The sequence below is a fragment of the Curtobacterium sp. PhB137 genome (assembly GCF_003814955.1).
GTDB lineage: Bacteria > Actinomycetota > Actinomycetes > Actinomycetales > Microbacteriaceae > Curtobacterium.
Genome location: NZ_RKQO01000004.1, coordinates 1260576 through 1282673, shown reverse-complemented (window position 1 = coordinate 1282673; position 22098 = coordinate 1260576). Strand labels below are relative to the sequence as shown.

23 protein-coding genes are annotated in these 22098 nt (G+C 72.3%); 10 read left to right on the top strand and 13 right to left on the bottom strand.

What is annotated here, in order from left to right:
• Positions 1-20 precede the first annotated feature (20 nt).
• The gene (locus EDF28_RS06540; protein WP_123937582.1) at positions 21-515 is read left to right on the top strand and encodes a MarR family winged helix-turn-helix transcriptional regulator; all 495 of its coding nucleotides are present in this window, start codon (positions 21-23) and stop codon (positions 513-515) included.
• 10 nt (positions 516-525) lie between these two features.
• On the top strand, positions 526-966 hold the full coding sequence (locus EDF28_RS06535) for a VOC family protein (RefSeq protein WP_123293714.1): 441 nt from the start codon (positions 526-528) through the stop codon (positions 964-966).
• 6 nt (positions 967-972) lie between these two features.
• Here EDF28_RS06535 and EDF28_RS06530 read toward each other — a convergent pair whose 3' ends face one another.
• From EDF28_RS06530 to glp, 8 genes are all read right to left on the bottom strand, one after another.
• Positions 973-2844, bottom strand: coding sequence for an ABC-F family ATP-binding cassette domain-containing protein (locus tag EDF28_RS06530; RefSeq protein ID WP_123937581.1), 1872 nt, complete (start codon positions 2842-2844; stop codon positions 973-975).
• A 210-nt stretch (positions 2845-3054) separates the two neighbouring features.
• The gene (locus EDF28_RS06525; protein ID WP_185094153.1) at positions 3055-3729 is read right to left on the bottom strand and encodes a hypothetical protein; all 675 of its coding nucleotides are present in this window, start codon (positions 3727-3729) and stop codon (positions 3055-3057) included.
• A 2-nt stretch (positions 3730-3731) separates the two neighbouring features.
• Positions 3732-4130, bottom strand: a complete 399-nt coding sequence (locus tag EDF28_RS06520; RefSeq protein WP_123937579.1) for a PLDc N-terminal domain-containing protein — start codon at positions 4128-4130, stop codon at positions 3732-3734.
• Between the two features lie 75 nt (positions 4131-4205).
• Positions 4206-4829, bottom strand: coding sequence for a hypothetical protein (locus EDF28_RS06515; protein ID WP_123937578.1), 624 nt, complete (start codon positions 4827-4829; stop codon positions 4206-4208).
• A 34-nt stretch (positions 4830-4863) separates the two neighbouring features.
• On the bottom strand, positions 4864-5319 hold the full coding sequence (locus EDF28_RS06510; RefSeq protein WP_123937577.1) for a molybdenum cofactor biosynthesis protein MoaE: 456 nt from the start codon (positions 5317-5319) through the stop codon (positions 4864-4866).
• The gene (locus EDF28_RS06505; RefSeq protein ID WP_123937576.1) at positions 5316-5828 is read right to left on the bottom strand and encodes a molybdopterin-binding protein; all 513 of its coding nucleotides are present in this window, start codon (positions 5826-5828) and stop codon (positions 5316-5318) included. The genes EDF28_RS06510 and EDF28_RS06505 overlap by 4 nt, the downstream gene beginning before the upstream one ends.
• Complete coding sequence (gene moaC / locus EDF28_RS06500; RefSeq protein WP_123937575.1) at positions 5825-6340, bottom strand: cyclic pyranopterin monophosphate synthase MoaC; 516 nt, start codon at positions 6338-6340, stop codon at positions 5825-5827. The genes EDF28_RS06505 and moaC overlap by 4 nt, the downstream gene beginning before the upstream one ends.
• A complete protein-coding gene (gene glp, locus EDF28_RS06495; protein WP_123937574.1) occupies positions 6337-7563 on the bottom strand; it encodes a gephyrin-like molybdotransferase Glp in 1227 nt (408 codons plus the stop codon). The genes moaC and glp overlap by 4 nt, the downstream gene beginning before the upstream one ends.
• Positions 7564-7668: 105 nt before the next feature.
• Here glp and EDF28_RS06490 point away from each other — a divergent pair, with 105 nt between their 5' ends.
• The 7 genes from EDF28_RS06490 (at position 7669) to pgm (ending at position 14110) form a co-directional block, all read left to right on the top strand.
• On the top strand, positions 7669-8631 hold the full coding sequence (locus EDF28_RS06490) for an MTAP family purine nucleoside phosphorylase (protein WP_123937573.1): 963 nt from the start codon (positions 7669-7671) through the stop codon (positions 8629-8631).
• Positions 8628-9698, top strand: coding sequence for an NAD(P)-dependent oxidoreductase (locus EDF28_RS06485; protein ID WP_123937572.1), 1071 nt, complete (start codon positions 8628-8630; stop codon positions 9696-9698). The genes EDF28_RS06490 and EDF28_RS06485 overlap by 4 nt, the downstream gene beginning before the upstream one ends.
• Positions 9699-10007: 309 nt before the next feature.
• Positions 10008-10793: a glycosyltransferase family 2 protein gene (locus EDF28_RS06480; RefSeq protein ID WP_311394733.1), complete on the top strand. Its 786-nt coding sequence runs from the start codon at positions 10008-10010 to the stop codon at positions 10791-10793.
• On the top strand, positions 10790-11422 hold the full coding sequence (locus EDF28_RS06475) for a DUF2064 domain-containing protein (protein WP_123937571.1): 633 nt from the start codon (positions 10790-10792) through the stop codon (positions 11420-11422). Before EDF28_RS06480 ends, EDF28_RS06475 begins: the two co-directional genes overlap by 4 nt.
• Positions 11419-12081, top strand: a complete 663-nt coding sequence (locus EDF28_RS06470; protein ID WP_123293702.1) for a class I SAM-dependent methyltransferase — start codon at positions 11419-11421, stop codon at positions 12079-12081. The genes EDF28_RS06475 and EDF28_RS06470 overlap by 4 nt, the downstream gene beginning before the upstream one ends.
• 59 nt (positions 12082-12140) lie before the next feature.
• The gene (locus EDF28_RS06465) at positions 12141-12386 is read left to right on the top strand and encodes a hypothetical protein (RefSeq protein WP_123937570.1); all 246 of its coding nucleotides are present in this window, start codon (positions 12141-12143) and stop codon (positions 12384-12386) included.
• A 104-nt stretch (positions 12387-12490) separates the two neighbouring features.
• Complete coding sequence (gene pgm, locus EDF28_RS06460; protein WP_123937569.1) at positions 12491-14110, top strand: phosphoglucomutase (alpha-D-glucose-1,6-bisphosphate-dependent); 1620 nt, start codon at positions 12491-12493, stop codon at positions 14108-14110.
• Between the two features lie 39 nt (positions 14111-14149).
• Here the strand turns inward: pgm and EDF28_RS06455 are convergent, their stop codons facing one another.
• The 5 genes from EDF28_RS06455 to EDF28_RS06435 are packed head-to-tail and all read right to left on the bottom strand — an operon-like array spanning position 14150 to position 20921.
• Positions 14150-15424 (bottom strand): glycoside hydrolase family 125 protein, encoded by a 1275-nt coding sequence (locus tag EDF28_RS06455; RefSeq protein WP_260154584.1) that lies wholly within the window; start codon positions 15422-15424, stop codon positions 14150-14152.
• A complete protein-coding gene (locus tag EDF28_RS06450) occupies positions 15421-17778 on the bottom strand; it encodes a glycoside hydrolase family 3 protein (RefSeq protein WP_123937567.1) in 2358 nt (785 codons plus the stop codon). The genes EDF28_RS06455 and EDF28_RS06450 overlap by 4 nt, the downstream gene beginning before the upstream one ends.
• Positions 17775-18629 (bottom strand): carbohydrate ABC transporter permease, encoded by an 855-nt coding sequence (locus tag EDF28_RS06445; protein ID WP_123937566.1) that lies wholly within the window; start codon positions 18627-18629, stop codon positions 17775-17777. Before EDF28_RS06445 ends, EDF28_RS06450 begins: the two co-directional genes overlap by 4 nt.
• Before the next feature lie 33 nt (positions 18630-18662).
• The gene (locus EDF28_RS06440) at positions 18663-19601 is read right to left on the bottom strand and encodes a carbohydrate ABC transporter permease (protein ID WP_123937565.1); all 939 of its coding nucleotides are present in this window, start codon (positions 19599-19601) and stop codon (positions 18663-18665) included.
• Positions 19602-19631: 30 nt separating this feature from the next.
• Positions 19632-20921, bottom strand: coding sequence for an ABC transporter substrate-binding protein (locus EDF28_RS06435; RefSeq protein WP_123937564.1), 1290 nt, complete (start codon positions 20919-20921; stop codon positions 19632-19634).
• A 121-nt stretch (positions 20922-21042) separates the two neighbouring features.
• Between EDF28_RS06435 and EDF28_RS06430 the strand changes: the two genes are divergently transcribed.
• The gene (locus EDF28_RS06430; RefSeq protein ID WP_123937563.1) at positions 21043-22089 is read left to right on the top strand and encodes a LacI family DNA-binding transcriptional regulator; all 1047 of its coding nucleotides are present in this window, start codon (positions 21043-21045) and stop codon (positions 22087-22089) included.
• The last annotated feature ends 9 nt before the right edge of the window (positions 22090-22098 follow it).

The following is a 22098-nucleotide window of genomic DNA, read 5'->3' as shown; positions in this document are numbered from 1 at the left end:
GGTTCGGCCAAGATGGAGGGATGCCGCACCAGGACGAGGTCGACCGGATCGTCGCGGCGTGGGGTCGTGAGCGTGCCGATCTCGACTTCGGGCCGCTCGAGGTCCTGTCCCGCGTCGACCGGCTCGCGCGGCACCTGGACCGCGCCCGGCGAGCGGCGTTCGATGCCGGTGACATGGAGCCGTGGGAGTTCGACGTGCTGTCCGCCCTGCGGCGTGCGGGTGAGCCGTACGAGCTGAGCCCGAAGACCCTGCTGCAGCAGACCCTGGTGTCGAGCGGCACCATGACGAACCGGGTCGACCGGCTCACTGCGCGGGGCCTGGTCGGTCGGCGGACGGACCCGAAGGACGGCCGCGGCATCCTCGTGTCCCTGACGACGGAGGGCCGGGTCGCGGTCGACGCCGCCATCGCGGACCTGTTGACGGCCGAGCGGGACATCCTGTCCGGGGTGTCCGACGCCGAGCAGGACCAGCTGGCCGGGCTGCTCCGACGACTCATCCTGGGCCTCGGGGACTAGTCTCCGGCCCATGCACGCGATCACCCTGGCCGTCGCCGACGTCGCACGATCGGCGGACTTCTACCGCGCCCTGCTCGGGATCGAGGGCAGCGGCGTCATCGGCACCGAGTACCCGCCGACCGAGACCGAAGCGGGCGGCACCACGGCGATGTTCACCCTGGACGACGGTCTGATCGTCAGCGTCTACGGGCGGGACGACATGGCGAAGGACTCTGGTGTTGCCCTCGCCGACGGCCCCGCGGCGACGATCGGGCACTTCGTCGACAGTCAGGCCGACGCCGAAGCGTTCCTCGACCGGGCCCGGATCGCCGGCGCGACGATGCTCGCGGCGCCGTACACACGGCCGTGGGGCATGTGGTCCGGCTTCTTCCAGGACCCGGACGGCCACCTGTGGGAGGTCGTTGCGAACCCCGGCGGCGGGGCTCCCGAGGACGCGAAGCCAGCGGAGTAGACCCACTCAGACCCCGAGCAGCTCCGCGACCTCGAGCCAGCGCTCTTCGAGCTGCTCGATCTCTGCCTCGTGCGCCGCGAGCTTCGCCTGCAACTCCCCGAGCCCGGCGTAGTCCGACTGGTCGTGGGTGGCGAAGTCGTCGAGCAGCTTCTTCCGGTCCGCACCCACCTTCGCGATCTTGCGGTCCAGCGCCGACATCTCCTTCTCGGCCGTCCGACGCTCCGCGCCCGACAGGCCCGAGGCGGCCGCAGCCGACGCGCCGGAACCGGCTGACGCACTGGACCCGGCCACAGCACCGGCCGAGCCGGTCCCGCCAGCGGTGTCGGGCCTCCCGGCAGACGCGGCGGCAGCCGCAGAGGCGGTCCCGCCACCGGTGCCGGCCGCACGGAGCCGCATGTACTCGTCGACGCCGCCGGGCAGGTGCCGCAGGTGCCCGCCGAGCACGGCGTACTGCTGGTCGGTGACGCGCTCGAGCAGGTACCGGTCGTGGGAGACGACCAGCAGGGTGCCCGGCCAGGTGTCGAGCAGGTCCTCCATGGCCGCGAGCATGTCGGTGTCGAGGTCGTTCGTGGGCTCGTCGAGGATCAGCACGTTCGGCTCGTCGAGCAGGATGAGCATGAGCTGCAGGCGGCGCTTCTGGCCACCGGACAGGTCCTTGACCGGCGTGGAGAGCTGCTCCGCCGTGAAGCCGAGGCGTTCGAGCAGCTGCGCCGGCGTCATCTCCTTGCCGTCCGCGACGTAGCTCGTCTTCTTGCGGGCGACCACCTCGCGCACGCGGTCGTTCGCGAACTGGGCCAGGTCGGCGAGCTGCTGGTCGAGGATCGCGACCTGCACGGTCTTGCCGGTCTTCACCCGGCCGCTCGTCGGCGCGAGCGTGCCCGAGACGAGGTTGAGCAGCGTCGACTTGCCGGCACCGTTCGGGCCGAGGATGCCGGTCCGCTCCCCCGGTGCGATGCGCCACTCGATGCGGTCGAGGATCTGGGTGCCGTCGAACGAGACGCTGACGTCGAGCAGGTCGACGACGTCCTTGCCGAGGCGGGCGGTCGCCGTCTTCGCCAGCGCGACCGTGTCGCGGATCGGCGGCACGTCGTCGATCAGGGCGTTCGCGGCGTCGATGCGGAACTTCGGCTTGCTCGTCCGCGCCGGTGCGCCGCGGCGCAGCCACGCGAGCTCCTTGCGGGCCAGGTTCTGTCGTCGCTGCTCGCTGGCGGCGGCCTGCCGGTCGCGCTCGACGCGCTGCAGGATGTACGCCGCGTAGCCGCCCTCGAACGGGTCGACGACGCCGTCGTGGACCTCCCACGTGTCGGTCGACACGGCGTCGAGGAACCACCGGTCGTGCGTCACGACCACCATGCCGCCCTGGTTCGACGACCAGCGACGGTTGATGTGTTCGGCGAGCCACTGGATGCCCTCGACGTCGAGGTGGTTCGTGGGCTCGTCGAGGAAGAGGACGTCCCAGTCGCCGACGAGCAGCCGCGCGAGTGCCACGCGGCGGCGCTGGCCACCGGACAGCTCGTCGACGCTGACGTCCCACGGGATGTCCGACACCAGGCCGCCGATGACGTCGCGGATCTTCGGGTCGCCGGCCCACTCGTGCTCTTCGAGGTCGCCGACGACGGTGCTGCCGACGGTCGCGCCCTTGGGCAGGATGTCGCGCTGGTCCAGGTAGCCGACGGTCAACCCGCGGCGGTGCGTGACGCGGCCGTCGTCGGGTTCGAGGCGCTGGGACAGCAGCGCGAGGAGGGTCGACTTGCCGTCGCCGTTGCGTCCGACCACGCCGATCCGGTCCCCCTCGTCGATGCCGAGGGTGACGTTGTCGAAGACGACCTTGGTGGGGAACTCGAGATGCAGGTTCTCGGCGCCGAGGAGATGAGCCACGCGTCAAGGGTAGGCGGCGTGGCGGGGTGGTCGGTGCGGGGCGGTGATTCGGGTCGTCCGGCTGGTCGCACGGTGCGCGCTTGTTCGGGTGGTGCGAGGTTGACCGCTCGGTGCGAGGTTGTAGCGGCGCACGGAGCGCACAACCTCGCACCAGCCGACGGACCGCGCACGGTGCGCTGGCGCGTCGGCACGTCGGCCTGGAGGCCCGGGTCAGCTCCCCGGGGCCGGCTCGGCTCCGGCGCGGGGCTCGGTCTCCTGCAGGAACGCTCGCCACTGCCGCCGCTTGCGGACGGTCCAGAGCAGCATCGCGAAGAAGAACACGGTGAGGAGTGCGTACAGCAGCCCGAACCACGTCATCCAGTTGAGCAGGAGCTGGGCGAACGCGAACGGCGTCCACCCGAGGGCGAGCCAGGACGTCGATGTCGATTGGCTGAGTCGACGGCCGGCGAGCGTGACGAGCGCGGTCCGGTGCTGCGGGTCGGCGGGCCGCTGCCCACGAGCCATGCGCTCGATCCGTCGGCGGTCGGCACGGGGAAGCCCGAACGTTGGGTCAGAGATCGCGCTCTGGAACTGCCCACCGCCCCGGACGATGGCGATCACCCAGCAGACCGGGCCAACGATCATGAGCGGGACGATGACGAAGAACGCCCAGTCCGGCAGGCCACTTCCGGTCGAGGGCAGCTCGAAGCGCGGCAGGTGTTCGGCGCTCAGCCACCCGGCTGCAACCGCGGCGACCACGGCCAGCACGATCCAGATGACCCGCCGGACCATCGAACGGCGGACACGCGGTTCGACTGGCGCCCCCGCGAGACGGTCCTCCACCTGCTGCCAGGTCTCCTCAGAGACCGTGGCTCCGGCGAACTCATGCGGGGCCGGCGTGGACACGATCAGCTCGCGGGGGCGGTGTCGCCCTCGCCCGCGGCTTCCTTGGCACGCTTCAGGCGGGCCTGCGCCTCCCAGTACTCGATCTCGCGCTCGAGCTCGGCGAGCTCCTGCTCCGTGCTGGTCACGCGCTTCGAGCCGTGGGCACTGCGGGCGTCGCCGAGGGTGGCGTACCGGTCCTCGTGGCGGGCGGGCTCGATGTAGCGGCCGTGGTTCCGTTCGCCCGGTGCCCAGTCGTGGCCGATGGCGAACCAGACGATGCTGCCGACGACGGGGACCAGGATCACGAGGATCACCCACGCGATCTTCGGGAGTCCGCGGATCTGGTCGTCGTTCTTCGTCAGGATGTCGATCAGGGCGAAGACCAGCAGGATGACGGTGATCCCGGGCAGCAAGACGCTCATGTTCGCGATTCTATGGAGAACCTGAGGGCTGTCGCCACGCCCCGAACGCGTGCCGGTGTTGCGATCCGGCCACGGTCAGCTGCGGGGCCGTACAGGGTCGACGTCCATGCGGTGCGGGGCTGCGAGACAGCGCCGGGCGAGCACGGTGCGACGCACCGACCACAAGAACTGGGCGACCGTGAACAGACTTCCGGTCAGGTAGACCGGCCAGAAGGCCGTCCCCGCGACGGCGATCGACGACCAGACGACGAGCAACCCGGCCTGCATCGGGAGTGCGGCACCGCTCGCCAGGTCGGTCGCGACGGCGTCGACCACGATCCGTCGATCCGCCGGCGCTTCCGCCTGGCCGACCGCCGCACGGGAGACCGCACGCTGCTCACGCTGCAACAGGGAGGCGACGACTTGCTCACGGACGACGGTGCGTCCTGCACGGCGCCGGAACCGGACCGCTCGGATGATCTCCACCACCAGGATGAGCACCGCGATGCTGAGTCCGACGGTCGAGAGCATCAGCCGTGCATCGGAGTCCGGGGGCAGCGCGACGCCGACGAGCACCAGCAGCGCGATCACGAGGGCCACCGCCAGGACGAACCCGCGGATGGGCAGGACACGACGGTCACGCGGCTGCGCGAGGTACGCCTTCGCCCGGATCTCCGCGTCGGCCCACCGCCGATCGGCGGCCGTCTGTGCTTCGGTCACCGATCTGAGTGAACCAGCTCGACCTGAGCATCCGTCACAGGGCCGCGACCCACTCGTCCGTGCCGTCAGTGAACCGCTGGTGCTTCCAGATCGGCACCCGCTCCTTCACCAGGTCGACCAGCTCCCCGCACGCTGCGAACGCCTGCGCCCGGTGCGACGACGCCACCGCTGCGGCGAGCGCGACGTCCCCGATGCCGAGCGACCCGACGCGGTGCAGCACGGCGATCCGGACGTCGGGGTGGGCGTCGGCGACGGTGCGGGCGACCTCGGCGATGACGTCGCCGGCGCTGGGGTGTCGCTCGTAGTCGAGCGCGGTGACGCCCTTGCCGCCGTCGTGGTCGCGGACGACGCCGGCGAACGTGACGACCGCGCCGTCCTGGTCGGTGGCGACGACGGCGGAGACCTCGTCGACGGTGATCCCCCGGTCGACGACGTCGGCGAGGACGACGCGCGCATCCGGTGCCGGGGACGGGGTCGGCGACGCGGTCACGAAGCACTCCGGGGCGCATGGCCCTCGCCGTGCACCTGCGCGAGCACGTGCTCGACCAGCCCGTCGAGCACGGCCAGTCCGTCCGCCACCCCGCCGCGAGACCCGGGCAGCGTGACGATCAGGGATCCGCCGGTGCTGATGCCGGCGATGCCGCGGCTCAGCAGTGCGGTCGGACCGGCCCCCGCGAGCCCGCGACGACGGACCTCTTCGAGGACACCCGGCAGCTCCAGGTCGATGAGGGGCGCGACGGCCTCGGGCGTCCGGTCGGTCGGGGTGACGCCGGTGCCCCCGGTCGTGATGACGATCCGGGCCCCGGCCAGCAGTTCGGCGGTCACGGTCTCGGTGATCGCCCCGCCGTCGGGGACGATCACGGGCTCGGCGACGGTGAAGTCCCGCTCGCGCAGCCACCCCGCGATGACGGGCCCGGTGCGGTCGAGCGCGGGATCGGCGGCAGCCTGCGTGGACACCACCACGACGGCGGCACGGCCCCTGGTCGGCTGCGAGGTCATCGGTTGCTCCAGTCTCCGGACCGACCGCCGTGCTTCTCGAGCACACGGACGTCCGTGATCGAGGCCGCCCGGTCGACGGCCTTCACCATGTCGTACACGGTCAGCGCGGCGATGCTCGCGCCGGTCAGCGCTTCCATCTCGACGCCGGTGCGCGAGGTCGTTCGGACCGAGACCTCGATCAGCACGCGGTCGTCGGCACCGGTGATCTCGACCCGCACCCCGGCGATGGGCAGCGGGTGGCAGAGCGGGATGAGGTCGGAGGTCTTCTTCACGGCCATGATCGCGGCGATGCGGGCGGTGCCGATGACCTCGCCCTTCGGCAGGGAACCGTCGAGGATGCGGGCGACGACGTCGGGCCGGGTGACGAGCGTGGCGGTGGCGGTCGCCGAGCGGTCGGTGACGTCCTTCGCGGACACGTCGACCATGTGCGCGGACCCGTCGGCGCGCACGTGCGACAGCTCGGCCGCGTCGGACGGATCGGCCTGCTCGGACGTGTCGGCGGGTGCGGTCATCGGAGGCTCCAGACGGTCAGGACGTCACCGGGTTCGACGGCGTCGACCCCCACCGGGACGTGGACGAGGTGCGTGGCGGCGGCGTAGTGCGCGAGCAGGTGGGAACTCGGTCCGCCCACGAAGTGGACGACTCCGTTGGCCACCCGTCCACGTCGAACCTGGTGCTTGCCGCCCGGTGACTGCGCAGCCGAAGCAGCGGGCAGGTGCAGCACGGGGCGGTCGGCCGGCAGCCCGACGAGGGGCGCGAGCAGCGGACGGAGGAAGACCTCGAACGAGACGAGCGCCGACACCGGGTTGCCCGGGAACGACACCACCGGCACCGGTCGACCGGCGAGCTCCACGCTGCCGAACGCCTGCGGCCCGCCGGGCTGCATCGCGACCGGGGTGACGGCGAGCCCGCGGGGTTCGAGTGCCTGCCGCACGACCTCGTACGCACCGGCACTGATGCCCCCGGTGGTGAGCACGAGGTCGGCCCACTCCCCCACGGCGTCGTCGAGCGCGGTGACGAACGCGTCGACGTCGTCGGGGACCCGGACCGTGCGGGACGAAGCACCGACCTCGGCGAGCGCCGCCTGCAGCGCGATGCCGTTCGCGTCGCCGATCGTCGCCGCGTCGGTGTCGGCTCCCTGCAGCTCGGACCCCGTCGAGACCACGAGCACCCGCAGTGGTCGACGAACCTGCACGGTGGACACACCGGCGGACGCGAGCGCGCCGAGCAGGGCTGGGGTGATCGGGGCACCGGTCGGAGCGATCGACGCACCGAGGGCCAGGTCGCTGCCGGTCGCCCGCACGAAGGTGCCCGGCACGAGGTCAGCGGGCACCGTGACGTGCCCCAGTTCGAGCGCAGCCGGGAAGGACCCCGGCGACGTGGCCTCCACCGGGAAGACGGCATCGGCACCGTCGGGGATCCGCGCGCCGGTCATGATCGGTGCCGCTGTGCCGGCGGAGAGCGGTGCGGGGACGACCCCGGCGGGGATGGGCGCGACGACCCGGACGTCCTGCCCGGCATCGGCCACCCGGATCGCGAAGCCGTCCATCTGACTGTTGTCGAAGGGCGGCAACGGGACCGGCGAGGCGACGGGTGCAGCGAGCACGCGGTGCCCGTGACCGGCACGGCCGTCGACGGCCAGGTCGTCGATCCGCCACGGCGCACCCCCGAGGCCCGCCAGGACCGGCGCGAGCAGCGCTGCCAGGTCGTCGCGGTGCTGACCGATCGTTCGCACAGGTGCCTCCGAACAGGGATGGTGTCGCCGCTCCCGGTTCGTCCGGGGCCGGCGTCAGTAGCGTATCCAGCGCGCAGACCGCGCCGACGACCTTTCGGAGGACCTGTGGAGAACGACGAAGCCGTGACGATCGGTGTCATCGGGGGCTCTGGCCTCTACCAGCTGTTCGAGGAGGGGACCGCCGAGGAACTGGACGTGCCGACGCCGTTCGGCCCGACATCGAGCCCGATCAGCATCGGCACGATGTCCGGACGTCGGGTCGCGTTCCTCACCCGGCACGGTCGTGAGCACTCCGTCGCCCCGCACCGCATCAACCACCGCGCGAACCTCTGGGCACTCCGCTCCCTGGGCGTCCGGGCGATCGTGTCCTCGAGCGCCGTCGGTGGTCTGCACCCCGACTACGCCCCGGGCACCTTCGTCGTGACCGACCAGCTCATCGACCGCACCTTCGGCCGCGCGGACACGTTCTTCGAGGACGACGTCCAGCACCTGTCGTTCGCCGACCCGTTCGACCCGACGCTGCGCCGTGCCGCGGTCGACGCGATCGCCGCCCTCGACGTGCCGTTCCGTCCGACCGGCACGTGCGTCGTCATCCAGGGCCCCCGGTTCTCGACGCGCGCCGAGTCCGTCTGGCTGCGCGAGGCCGGTGGCCACACCATCAACATGACGATGACCCCCGAGGTCCCGCTCGCCGCCGAGCTCGGCATCGCGACCGTCAACCTGTCGTTCGTCACCGACGCCGACGCCGGCCTGGCCCCGACCGAGGACGAAGCCGCCGCAGCGGCCGCCCACGCGGACACAGCGGACACAGCGGACACAGCGGCCACCGCGGCCACCGCGGCCACCGCCGACGACGCCGGCGCCCCCGTCACCCACGCCCTCGTGATGGAGCGTCTCGCCCGCGCCAACGAGGTGATCGTCCGCGCCATCGGCGAGATCGTCGGAGCGATCCCCGCCGACTTCACGCCGCGCGAACTCGTCCCGGCGAGCGCCAGCGCCAGCATCATGCAGACCCAGCCCGCCGCCGCCAGCACGGGCCCCACCGTCACCACGGACCCCACCGCATGACCCGCCTGCTCGTCACCGGCGGCGCCGGCTTCATCGGCTCCGCGATCGTCCGCCGCGCGCTGGCCGACGGCCACGAGGTCCGCGTCCTCGACTCCCTCCGCGACGACGTCCACGGCGACCCCGGCGAGGTCGTGCGCGCCCACCAGCAGCAGGGCATCGAGTTCGTGCACGGCGACGTCCGCGACCGGGTCTCGCTCGACGCCGCGCTCGACGGCGTCGACGTCGTCTGCCACCAGGCCGCCAAGGTCGGCCTCGGCGTCGACTTCCAGGACGCCCCCGACTACGTCTCGTCGAACGACGCCGGCACCGCGTACGTCCTCGCCGGCATGGACCGGCACGACATCGGCCGACTCGTCGTCGCGAGCTCGATGGTCGTCTACGGCGAGGGTGCGTACACGACGTCCGACGGCGAGTCCGTCCGACCGCCGGCCCGCCGCCGCGAGGACCTCGACGCCGGTCGCTTCGACCCGATCGGCCCGGACGGCCACCCCCTGCTGCCCGGACTGATCGACGAGTCCGCCGCGCTCGACCCCCGCAACGTGTACGCGCAGACGAAGGTCGCGCAGGAGCACCTGGCCTCGAGCTGGGCGCGCGCGACGGGCGGCCGGGCGATCGCGCTCCGCTACCACAACGTCTACGGGCCCGGCATGCCCGCGAACACCCCCTACGCCGGTGTCGCCTCACTGTTCCGCTCGGCGCTGGCCCGCGGCGAGGCCCCCCGCGTCTTCGAGGACGGTGCCCAGCGTCGTGACTTCGTGCACGTCGACGACGTCGCCGGAGCGAACGCCGCCTCGATCGCCGCGACCGCCGACCTGCCCGCCGACTCGTTCCGCGCGTACAACGTCGGGTCCGACGTCGTGCACACGATCGGCGACATGGCCGCTGCGATCGCGGGCCCCGACGGCCCCCAGCCGGTCGTCACGGGCGAGTACCGCCTGGGCGACGTCCGCCACGTCACGGCGAGTTCGGACCGCATCAGCGCCGAGCTCGGCTGGCGCGCCGAGGTCGACTTCGCGGCCGGCATGCGCGACTTCGCGACCGCTCCCCTCCGGAGCGCCGTCCAGTAGCCCCACTTCGTGAGCAGGAATGGTCGGGTCACCGGACGAGACCCGACCATTCCTGCTCACCAAGCGAGCGCACCGCGCGCCCCGTGCGCCCCGCGCCCAGCGCAACCACGCTGCGGACGCGACCCGACCAGAACGCCCGCCACGGGCCTCCCGTCCGCTTGTCCCCCGTTCTGGGGACCCCGCCCCGAAACAGTGCGCTGACTGACCAGCGGGTACAGATTTCCTGTACCCCGACGCGCGTCGTCGTGTTACGTCGAGTGCATGACAGGACAGACCCGTCGATCTGACGACCGGCACCGAATGACGGACATGAGTGTCGACGTCATCCTCCCGTGCCTCGACGAGGCCGATGCCCTGCCGAAGGTGATCGCACGCCTCCCGGAGGGCTACCGCGCGATCGTGGTGGACAACGGCTCGACCGACGGTTCCGCCGACGTCGCCCGCGCCCACGGCGCACTCGTCGTCACGGAACCGGTGAAGGGCTTCGGCTCCGCCTGCTCCGCGGGCGTCGCGGCCGCCACCGCCGACTTCGTCGCCTTCTGCGATGCGGACGCCTCGATGGACCCCGCCGAACTGCCGCCGCTGGTCGACCGCGTCGCGAGCGGCCGCGTCGACCTGGCGCTCGGACGACGTGTCCCGACGAGCAAGGGCGCCTGGGCGCCGCACGCACGGTTCGCGAACCGCGTCCTCGCCGTCTTGATGCACCGCGCGACCGGCTACCGCCTGCGCGACCTCGGCCCGATGCGCGTCATGCGCCGCGAGGACCTCGTCGCCCTGGACCTGCAGGACCGCCGCAGCGGCTACCCGCTCGAGATGGTCCTGGCCGCGCACGCGGCCGGCTGGCGCGTCGACGAGTCCGACATCGGCTACGCGCAGCGCATCGGCGACAGCAAGGTGACCGGGACGCTCCGCGGCACCATCAACGCGGTCCGCGACATGACCCGACTGCTGCGTGCGTACCGCCGGGAGGCCCGTGTCCGGGTCGTCGCACCGGCGTCCGTCCGCCACGTGGCCGGCTCCACCGCCGCGACCGGTTCCGTGGCACGGCCCGACTCCGCACCCGTCGCCGCCTCGGTCGAGGGGACGCGCGCATGACCGCCGGCATCACCGTGGCCGTGGTCGCGAAGGAGTGCCTGCCCGGCAAGGTGAAGACCCGGCTGACCCCGGCGCTCTCCCCCGAGGGTGCCGCCCGTGTGGCGTCCGCGAGCCTCGCCGACACCCTGTCGACCGTCCGCGCCCTGCCCGCCGAGCGCCGCGTGCTGTTCTTCGACGGCGATGTCGTCCCGGAGTCGGCCGAGGGCTTCGACGTCCTCCACCAGCCCGGCGGCGGGCTCGACGAGCGCCTCGGATTCCTGTTCGACGCCATCGACGCCCCGTTGCTGCTCGTCGGGATGGACACCCCGCAGGTGTCCACCGACGCACTCGCCCCGGTGTTCGACCAGCCCGAGCGCGACGCGTGGTTCGGCCCCGCCGAGGACGGCGGCTTCTGGTCGCTCTACCTGCAGGCTCCGACAGGCGACCTGCTCCGGGGCGTCCCGATGTCGCAGGACGACACCGGCGCCGTCCAGCTCGCACGTCTGACCGACGCCGGCCTCGACGTCGGGATCCTCGGCGAGCTGCTCGACGTCGACACGATGCCCGACGCCGAACGCGTCGCCGAACTCGCGCCGGACTCCGGCTTCACCCAGGCACTCCGTGCCGAGACCGCGGGGAGTCTCCGATGACCATGCACGCACCCGTCTCCTTCGGCGCCGGCGGCGGCGAGCCCTACGCCCGGGCACTGCGCTCGGACGGACGGCTCCGGCTGACCGACCCGGACCGTCCCGACGTCGTCACGACGATGGACGTCGGCCGGTGGAGCGCCGCGGCCGACCGGGTCGACCGCTCGCTGCTCGACGACGCCGACGGCCCCGTGATCGACATCGGCTGCGGCCCCGGGCGGATGCTCGTCGCCGCGCGCAACCGCGGCATCCCCGCACTCGGCGTGGACGTCTCGGCCGAGGCCGTGGCGATCGCGCAGCGGTCCGGTGGCACCGCGATCCAGGGGTCGGTGTTCGACGCGGTCCCCGACGAGGGCCACTGGGACACCGCCCTGGTCATCGACGGCAACATCGGCATCGGCGGCGACCCCGCCGCCCTGCTCGAGCGCTGCGGCGAGATCGTCCGCGCCGGTGGCCGGGTGATCGTCGAGACGAACCCCGACCCGCTGGCCGACCGGGTGTACACCGCCCGCGTGGTGGACGCCGACGGTCACGAGAGCGCCGGGTTCCCCTGGGCCGAGGTCGGACTCGACGCGCTGCACCGGCACGCGGCGGACGCCGGCCTCGTGGCGCGGCAGAGCTGGACGGTCGCGGGCCGGAGCTTCTGCGAGCTCATGGCCTGATCGCGCACGTTCGTGCACTTGTTTTGCATCATGCAAGACAGTCACGTACGGTCGAGCGCATGACGAACAGCACCTTCCCGCTCGGCGGCACCTTCGTGTCCGGACTCCGCGACCGTGACGAGCGCGCGTCCTTCACGGGCACCCGCTCCACCGAATCGGTGGGCACCTACACGGGCGCGCCGATCACCGGACGCCTCGGGCGCTTCACCGACGTGCAGCGGTCGCGTCCCGGCACCTGGACCGCCTCCACCCGCACGGCCACCGGCTCGTTCCGCACGGCGACCGGCTCCCTCCGCACCGCCTGAGCCGCGCCGTCGCCCCGGTCGGCGGACACGGCTCCGGCCGCGCTCTGCGGCCCCGGCTGTGCGCCGGCCGGACGCGTCCGGGTGCGCGATGCCAGGATGGACCCATGAACGACCGCGCCGGCACCCCCGCGACCGCAGACGACCTCGTCGACATCGACGCGCTCGTCGCCGCCTACTACGACCGTGTGCCCGATGTCTCCATCGCCGAGCAGCAGGTCGTGTTCGGCACCTCCGGCCACCGCGGCTCCTCGCTCGACTCCGCCTTCAACGACACCCACATCGCCGCGATCACGCAGGCGATCGTCGAGTACCGGCAGTCGCAGGGCACCGATGGCCCGCTGTTCATCGGGCGCGACACCCACGCCCTGTCCGGCCCCGCCGAGCGCACCGCGCTCGAGGTCCTGGCCGCCAACGGCGTGCACGTCCTGGCCGACAGCGACAACGGCTACGTGCCGACCCCCGCGCTCAGCCACGCGATCATCCGCTACAACCGCGCCGGCAACCCCGACACGGCGGACGGCATCGTCATCACGCCGAGCCACAACCCGCCCCGCGACGGCGGCTTCAAGTACAACCCGCCGCACGGCGGCCCCGCCGACAGCGACGCCACGAGCTGGATCGCCAACCGGGCGAACGCGATCATCGAGGGCGGCAACGCCGAGGTGCAGCGCACCGAGCACGCCACCCCGGACCGCTACGACTTCCTGCACACCTACGTCGCCGACCTCGAGAACATCATCGACATCGCCGCGATCAAGCGTGCCGGGGTGAAGATCGGCGCCGACCCGCTCGGTGGCGCATCGCTGCCGTACTGGAACCTCATCCGCGACCACTACGGGCTCGACCTGACCGTCGTGAACCCGGACGTCGACCCGACCTGGTCGTTCATGACACTCGACTGGGACGGCAAGATCCGGATGGACCCGTCGAGCCCCTCGGCCATGGCCTCGGTCCTGGCGCACAAGGACGAGTTCGACGTCCTCACGGGCAACGACGCCGACTCCGACCGGCACGGCATCGTCACGCCCGACGGCGGCCTGATGAACCCGAACCACTACCTCGCCGTCGCGATCGAGTACCTCTACGCGCACCGTCCGGCCTGGCGCGACGACGCCGCCATCGGCAAGACCCTGGTGTCGTCGAGCATCATCGACCGCGTCGCAGAATCGCTCGGGCGCCGTCTGTGGGAGGTCCCGGTCGGCTTCAAGTGGTTCGTGCCCGGCCTGATCGACGGCTCCGTCGCGTTCGGTGGCGAAGAGTCCGCCGGTGCGTCGTTCCTGCGCACCGACGGCACGGCGTGGACCACCGACAAGGACGGCATCATCCTGGCGCTCCTGGCGTCCGAGATCGTCGCCGTCACCGGCAAGACCCCCTCGCAGCTGTACGTCGAGCTGACCGAGCGCTTCGGCGACCCGGTCTACCAGCGCGTCGACGCCGCTGCCTCGAAGGAGCAGAAGGCCCGCCTGTCGAAGCTCGACGGCGACGCCATCACCGCCGAGACCCTGGCGGGCGACCCGATCACCGCCAAGCTGTCGAAGGCCCCCGGCAACGACGCGGCCGTCGGCGGCGTCAAGGTCGTCACCGACAACGCCTGGTTCGCCGCACGGCCGTCCGGCACCGAGGACGTCTACAAGATCTACGCCGAGAGCTTCGTCGGGCAGGAGCACCTGGAGCAGGTGCAGCGCGAGGCCAAGGAGATCGTGGACGCCGCACTCGGCGCCTAGTCGGTCACCCGCAGGACCCGCACTGGCGGCGGTCGAGGATCAGTCCTCGGCCGCCGCCAGTGCCAGTTCGCAGAACATCGCGTCGGCCCACGAGAACCACGGTCGCGAGAACTGCGCCGGGTCCTCGACGTCGAACGACTCGTGCATGTCGCCGGTCCCGCCGTCGGTCGCCACGAGCACGTCGAGCAGCTCCCGGCGACGCGCCGGCGACCCGGAAACCAGCCCCTCGACCGCCAGGGCGATCGGCCACACCCGCTGCGGCAACGTGTGCGGGCTGCCGACGCCGGCCGCCGCGGTGCCGCTGAACCAGAACGGGTTCGCCGGTGACAGCACGAAGTCCCGCGTCGCCGCCCACACCGAGTCGTCGAGCACCGACGGCGCCGACAACGGCAGGGACAGCAACGACGGGGTGTTCGCGTCGTCCATGCGCAGCACGCCGCCCAGCCCGTCGACCTCGTAGGCGTAGACGTCCTCCCCCGCGGGCCCGGGCACGACGCCGTGCTGCCGGACGCCGTCCAGGATGCTCGCGCGCAGCACGTCGGCGTCGTCCGCCAGGCCGGTGTCGGACCAGACGTCACGCGCGATGGCGGCGACGGCGAGCAGCGCCTCGGCGGCGAACAGGTTCGCCGGCACGTTGTAGCCGTACGTGCAGGCGTCGTCCGACGGGCGGAACCCGCACCACGTCATGCCCGTCACCGCGACCGGGGTGCCGCGGCCGTCGCGCGCGAGGGTCTCGGTCGGGATGGCCCCGTCGCGCACGAACCGGTAGGCCGAGGCGTCGTGGTCCTGTTCGGTCCGCCACTGCGCCACGATCGTGCGGAACGCCCGATGGGCCCGCTCGTCGAGCACCGCGGTCGACCCGGTCGCCCGCCACAGCGCGTGTGCGAAGGTCACCGGGTAGGCCAGGCTGTCGACCTCGTACTTCTGCTCCCACACCAGCGGGTCGGCGTTCAGGTCGTCGGGGTCGTAGTGCGCGCCGTTCGGTTCGCGGTTGAACGAGTTGGCGTAGGGGTCGTGCTCGATCAGCCGGAACTGCCGCCGCACGACCGCCCAGAGCAGGTCCGCGAGCGCTGGGTCGTCCGCCACGAACCGCAGGTACGGCGTCATCTGCGTCGTCGAGTCGCGGAGCCACATCGCCGGGATGTCCCCCGTGATCACGAAGGCGCCGTCGTCGTCGAGCGAGATCGTGTCCCGCAGCGTGCGGACGAGCGCGCGCTCCACGCGGTCGCCGACCTCGGTGCCGACCGCGGCCCGGACCCGGTCGGCGGCCGCCACCAGCGTCGGCGTGATCTCCTCGAGCTGCGTCTGCGTCACGACACCCATCGCACTGACTCCTGTCCGTCGGTGACGCGGACGGTCCGCGTCGACCCGGGTGGATCGAGCACGTCGTCCGTCCAGCAGTCGAGTTCGAGCGGCCGTGCACCGAGCCGGAGACCAGCGTCCCACGTGCCGAGCGCATCGAGTCCGAGCGCGTACGCGGTGTCGACGGTCCCACCGGCGGGCACGTCGGCCGTCACCAGGGCGAGCAGTCGTCGTCGCCGCGGACGGACACCGGGTTCACGCCGCCGCCCCCACAGGGGCACCGAGACCCGACGGTGCGTGTCCGACGTGTTGCGCACCGTCACCGGGACGGTCACCGTCCCCCCGGCCAGGAGGCGCACAGCAGTCACCGCGTCGCTCCCCTCCGCCAGGCGGACGTCCACCCCGCCACCCGGTCCGGGTGCACCGGTCACGGTCGAGCGGCTGGTCACGTCGACGTAGCCGCGTGCCGTCTCGAGGCGCTCGTCGTGCGCCACGGGCAGGACGCCGTCGGCGCCGGGCCACGTCGCGGGGAGTCGCCCCTCGGCCGGGGCGCCGAACAGCACGTCCGCGACGGCTCGACCACCGGAAGGCCCCGGGAACGGCACGACCAGCACGCTGTCCGCCAGGGCGAGCACCTCGGTCAGGACCCGCGGTCGACCGTCGACGACGACCGCGACGACCGGCAGACCGCTCTCGCGGGCGGCGCGGAGCACGTCGAGCTGCGCCTCGGGCACGGCGATCGAGGCCAGGTCGACCCCCTCGCCGTTCGTGGTGTCCGGTGCCGGACCGCTGACGGCGCCGTTGTCCTCGAAGCCGTCGTCGTACGCGCGACGACTCGAGCCGCCGAGCACCACCACCGCGACGTCGGCGCCGAGGAGCGCCGTGCGGACCGCGAGGAGCCCGTCGGGGCCCGGCAGGGGCTGTCGGAGCCCGCTGCCCCGGGCGGTGCGGATCCGGGCGGGGCCGAGCCGGGCCTCCAGGGCGGAGCGGACGGTGGACGCACCGGGGTCGTCGGGCGGCCTCGGGGGTGAGTAGTCGCCGAGCAGGGCGTCGACGTCGTCGGCGTTCGGGCCGACCACGGCGACGACGGCGTCAGGTGCGATCGCGGGCAGCGCTCCGCCCAGGGCGACCACGGCGCGGTGGGCGGCACGTTCGGCGAGCGCGATGGTCGCGCGTTCCGGCGGCTCGGCGTTCTCGGCCGGGCCGGGTGCTGGTGCTGGTGCAGGCGCAGGCGCAGGCGCAGGCGCAGGTGTCGCTGGTGGTGCTGTCGGTGTCGCGAGCAGGCCGACGCGGCGCTTCAGGGCGAGCACGCGGTCCACCGCCTGGTCGAGGTCGTCGGTGCTGATCAGGCCCCGGTCCAGCGCCTCGTCGAGGTGCGTGTAGGACTCGTCCCACAGGCTCAGGTCGACCCCGGCACGGAGCGCGAGCGCAGCCGCCGAGGCCGGGTCGGGGGTGACGTCGCGCAGCCGGTCGATGGCGGTGCCGTCGGCCATCACGAGCCCGTCCCAGCCCCACGTGTCGCGGATCGTGGTGGTGAGCAGGTCGCGGTTGCCGCAGCACGGCACCCCGTCGACGTCGTTGTACGCCGCCATGAACCCGGCGACGTGTTCGCGTGCCGCGGCGAGCGCTGGCGGCAGGTGCACCTCGGCGAGCTCACGGCGGCCGATCGGGGCGCCGGAACCGTTCCGCCCACCGATGCCGGCGCCCTGCCCGGCCAGGTGCTTCGCGACGACCGCGACGTGTCGGTCGTCGATCGGGCCCGGACCGCCGCCCTGCATGCCCCGGACGGTGGCGGCGACCATGATCGCGGCGAGCGCGGCGTCCTCGGACCAGCACTCCTCGCTCCGACCCCACCGGGGATCGCGCAGGACGTCGAGCCCGGAGACGAGGGCGACGTGGGTACCGCGGGCGCGGACCTCGGCGGCGACCGCGGCCGCGAGGTCCTCGACGAGCTGCTCGTCCATCGCGGCGCCGAGGGCGAGGTTCACCGGCACTGTCGTGCCGCCGAGGGCCTGCAGCCCGTGCGGGACCTCTTCCACGAAGAGCGTCGGGACGCCGCCGTCACTGTGCGCGACGACGTGGTCCTGCACGGCGGCGTAGGCCTCGGCGGAGCGTTCGGGTGGGATGCCGTTGCCCCAGTGCATGCCGGACCAGGGGTCGGCGCGGAGCACACCGTAGACCGCGCCGATCCCGCCCCACCGGTCGACCTCGGCGCGCAGGACGTCGGTGATCCGCGGGCGGCCGTCGACCCAGCGGACGGCCTCCCAGCCCTTCAGTCGCTGGTTGAGCTGGCCGATGCGGGCGCGGACGTCGAGGCTCCTCGCGGTCTGGTGCCCGGTCGGGTGCTCGGTCGGCTGGCCGGTCATCCCTTGATCGCTCCGGAGACCAGGGCGCGCTGCATCTGGCGCTGCAGGATCGAGTACACGAGGTACACCGGCAGCAGCGTGAACAGCGTGCCGGCCATGAGCATCCCGTAGTCGGTGCCGGCGTCGACCTTCAGCGTCGGGAGCGCCACCTGGATCGTCCGCTGCGCCGTGTCCGGCCCGATGAGCACCAGCGCGTACAGGTACTCGTTCCAGAACGACAGGAAGTTCAGCAGCAGCACCGTGGCGATGCCCGGGATGCAGATCGGCAGGTACACCTGGCGCATCACCTGCCATGCCGAGGCGCCGTCCATCGACGCGGCCTCCTCCAGCTCGCGCGGGATCGTCCGCATGAACTGCGTCAGGATCACGACGGCCAGGGGCATCGCGGTCGCCGGCAGCAGGAGCACGAGGAACGTCCGGGTGTGGAACAGCCCCATCCCGGCGGCGAGCAGGAACGTCGGGAACAGCGCCGCGAACGACGGGATGAGGAACCCGAGCGAGAACAGTCCCTCGACGATCCGTCCGGCGCGGCCGGTGGCCCGGGCGAGGGCGAACGACGCCGGCAGCGCGAGGACGAGGGTCAGCACCAGGGCCGCCACCGTCGTGATCGCCGAGTTCGCGATGGCCGGTCCGAGCGAGGCCTGGCGGATCGCCTCGGTGAAGTTCGTCAGGTCCCACGACGCGGGCAGCGCCAACGGGGACTCGAAGATGCCGTCGTTGTCCTTGAACGACGACACCACGAAGTAGTAGAAGGGCAGGATCAGCAGGGCGGCGTAGATCCACGCCACGGTGCCGCTCGTGATGGAGCCGATCCGGTCACGCAGCCGGATGCCGGCGGTGGGTTTCGCCATGGTGGTCTCCCGGGGTCTGTCGGTCAGGGGCGGTCAGTGGGTCTTGCGCAGGACCCGGCGGATGACGAACATCCCGGCGAGTCCGAGCACGAACAGGACGACGCCGACGGCCTGGCTGTAGCCGAGGTCGGTGTCGACGAACGCCTTCTGGTACACGAGGTACGACAACGTCGTGGTCGCGGTGCCCGGGCCGCCCTGGGTCAGCAGGAGCACGTTCTGCGCCGAGCTGAAGAGCATCGACAGGAACTGCAGCATCGCCACCACCCCGATGAAGTCGCGGGCGATCGGCCAGTACACACCCCACGCCAGCCGCCACGATCCGGCGCCGTCCATGCGGGCGGCCTGCACGACCTCGGTGTCGACGCCGTCGAGCCGGCTCGCGATGAGCACCGCCGAGTACCCGATGCCGGCCCACAGGTCGACGACGATGAGCGCGCCGAGGGCGGTCGCGGGGTCGGCCAGCCAGGCCTTGCCGCCGATGCCGAGCGTCGCGAGCACCCCGTTGACCAGGCCGTCGGGGTTGAGCATCGCGTAGAACATCATCGCCGTGGCCGGTGCCGAGATGAGCGCCGGGATGAAGAGCAGGTAGCGGAGCACCTTGTGCCCGCGCGGCTTCTGCACGACGTGGAAGGCGAGCAGGAACGCCAGCACGATCATGATCGGCAGCCCCACCACGATCTGCACCGTGCTGTTCCGCACCGCGGCCCAGAACGTCTCGTCGGAGAACAGCACCCGGAAGTTGTCGAGCCCCGCGAACGTCGGCGAGACGAGCATGCCGGGCCAGCTCAGGAAGGCGATCACGATCATCGCGACGACCGGCCCGATCATGAACAGGCCGTACCAGACCAGCGCCGGGATCGCGAAGGTCGGGAAGCTGCCGCGGGTGCTGCCGACGGCGCGGGATCCGCGGCGGACAGGTCCGGGCGGGGTCGACGCCGACCGGACGGGTGGTTCCTCGACGAGCACTGCCATGGGGAGCTCCTTCTCGCAGGGTCGGGTGGGTCAGGCGGCCGTGTAGGCGCGCTCGAAGAGGTCGATGATGCGGTCGGCCGAGGTGCCCGAGCCGTACGCCAGGCTGGTCGCACGGATCATCGGCTCGTACGCCGAGTCGGGCACGAGCAGGTCGGGCAGCATCACCGGGGTGACCTGGTCGTCGGTGAGCTTCGACGCCTGGGCGACGAGCGGGAAGTCGCGGCTGACGGTGTCGGTGATCCGGCTCATGTCGCGGCCGGAGTCGAGGACGAACTCGGTCGTCACCGCCGACGAGTACAGGTACTGCACGAACGGCTTGATGAGGTCGAGCTTCGCCCGGCCGTTCTCGCTGATCCAGATGCCGTGCCCGTTGTAGCTCTTGATGACGCTCGGGTGCGCGATGGCCGCGTGCTGCGAGGGGACCGGCCAGCCACCCACGGTGACCTCCTTCGCGCGTTCCTTCGACACCAGCGCCAGGGCGGAGGACATCGCGGGGACGATCGCGGCCTTGCGCGTGGTGAACTGCGTCAGTTCGGAGTCCGAGGTGAAGCCCTGCACCGAGTCCACGAAGACCCCGGCGTCGCGGAGCTCGACGAAGTGCTCGACTCCGCGGACCGCACCGGCGCTCTCCGAGATCCTGCCCGTGGAGAAGACCTTCGCCGCTTCGTCCTGGGACACGAACCCCTGGATCACCTGCATGAGGAGCTTCTGCCCGCTCCAGTCCGACCCGCCGACGGTGACCGGCCCGATGCCGGCGGAGCGCAGGCGGTCGGCGGCGGCGATGAGCGCGTCGGAGGTCGTCGGGATCTCGCTGACTCCGGCCTGTTCGAGCAGCGCCGTGTTGAACGACACCGGCCAGTTCGTCCGGGTGAACGGGAACGCCCGGAGCCGGCCCTGGTCGTCGGTCCACTCCTCGAGCGCCTCGGGGATGATCTTGTCGCGCAGGTCCCACTCGTCGAGGTACCGGGAGACGTCGATCGTGGCGTCCTCACCCGTCCAGGACAACGTCCGCCCGACCATGTTCACGATGGCGACGTCGGCTTCCTTGCCGGCGAGGGAACTCGTCTCGAAGACGATCGGCAGGTCGGACCCGTTCGACAGCAGGGCGACCTTGCGGTCCGTGCGGCGGCGGTAGGCGGCGACGACGTCCGTGAACGTCTGCGCACCCGCGACCGCGCCGCTGAGCTGGGTGTGCACGCTCAGCGTGCCGGGGCCGCTCGAGGCCGGGGTGAGCGCGCTGCACCCGGCCAGGATCGGCGCGAGGATGCCGGCGCCGAGCCCGGCCCCGATGAGGGTGCGCCTACTGATGCCGTCCGTCACGGTGCCTCCCTGGCAGTGGATGGTGGAGCGATCGCGATGCATTTGGTACAGCGGTGTACTTCAGGTGACGAGCAACGTATACCGCTTTACACGACGCGGTCAAGCCTCTACGCTCGACGGCATGAGCGACACCACCGCCGGAGCCATCGACCGACGCCGCGTGACCATCGCGCAGGTCGCCAAGCGCGCCGGCGTCTCGACCTCGGCGGTCTCGCACGTGTTCAACGGGCGGCCGAACGTGTCCGCCGCCACCGCGGCCCGCATCCGCAAGGCCGCCGACGACCTGAACTGGCGGCCGAACCTGGCGAGCCGCAAGCTCTCCGGCAACGCGGGTCGCAGCCTGGGACTGGTCCTCGCCCGCTCACGCGACACCTTCCAGCGCGACCCGTTCACGATGCGGCTGATCGCCGGGCTGACCGAACCCCTCGCCGCGATCGGCTGGTCGCTGTCCGTCACCCTCGTGCAGGCCGACGACGAAGCCGCCGTCTACCGGCAGTGGTGGACCGAGCAGCGTGTCGACGGCTTCCTGCTCGTCGACGTCCGCACAGACGACCCCCGCATCCCGATGCTGCAGCACCTGGCGGCCCCGGCCGTCATGCTCGGCGCACCGATCGCCGGCAGCACCGTCCCGGCGGTCACGGTGGGCGACGCCGACGCGACCGAGTCCTTGCTCGACCACCTCGGTTCGCTCGGACACCGCCGGATCGCCCGCGTCGGGGATGGTCCGGCGCTCGCGCACACCGGCGCCCGCGACGCCCGCTTCACCGCCGCAGCCGCGCGCCGGGGCGTGGACGCGCTCGTGCTCGGGTGGCGAGCCGACGCCGAGGACCCGGTGGCCGACCTGCTCGCCCGGCTGGACCGCGCCACGGCGATCGTCCTGGACGGCGAGGCGATCGCGGCCGAGGTGATCGCGCACGCCCCCGAGCTCGGTGTCCGCGTGCCCGAGGACCTGTCCGTCGTCGCGTGGGAGGACTCGTGGGTCTCGTCGATCGTGCGTCCGTCGCTGACCGCCCTGGACGCCCCCGTCGAGGAGTCCGCCCGCACCGCCGTCGCCCTGGTCGAACGACTCGTCCGCGGCGACGAGGTCACCGATGCCGAGGTCGGCGGGCGCGCCCTGCACGTCCGCGGCTCGACCGGCCCCGCCCCAGCCGCCGCCACCGTTCCCTGACCGAAGGAG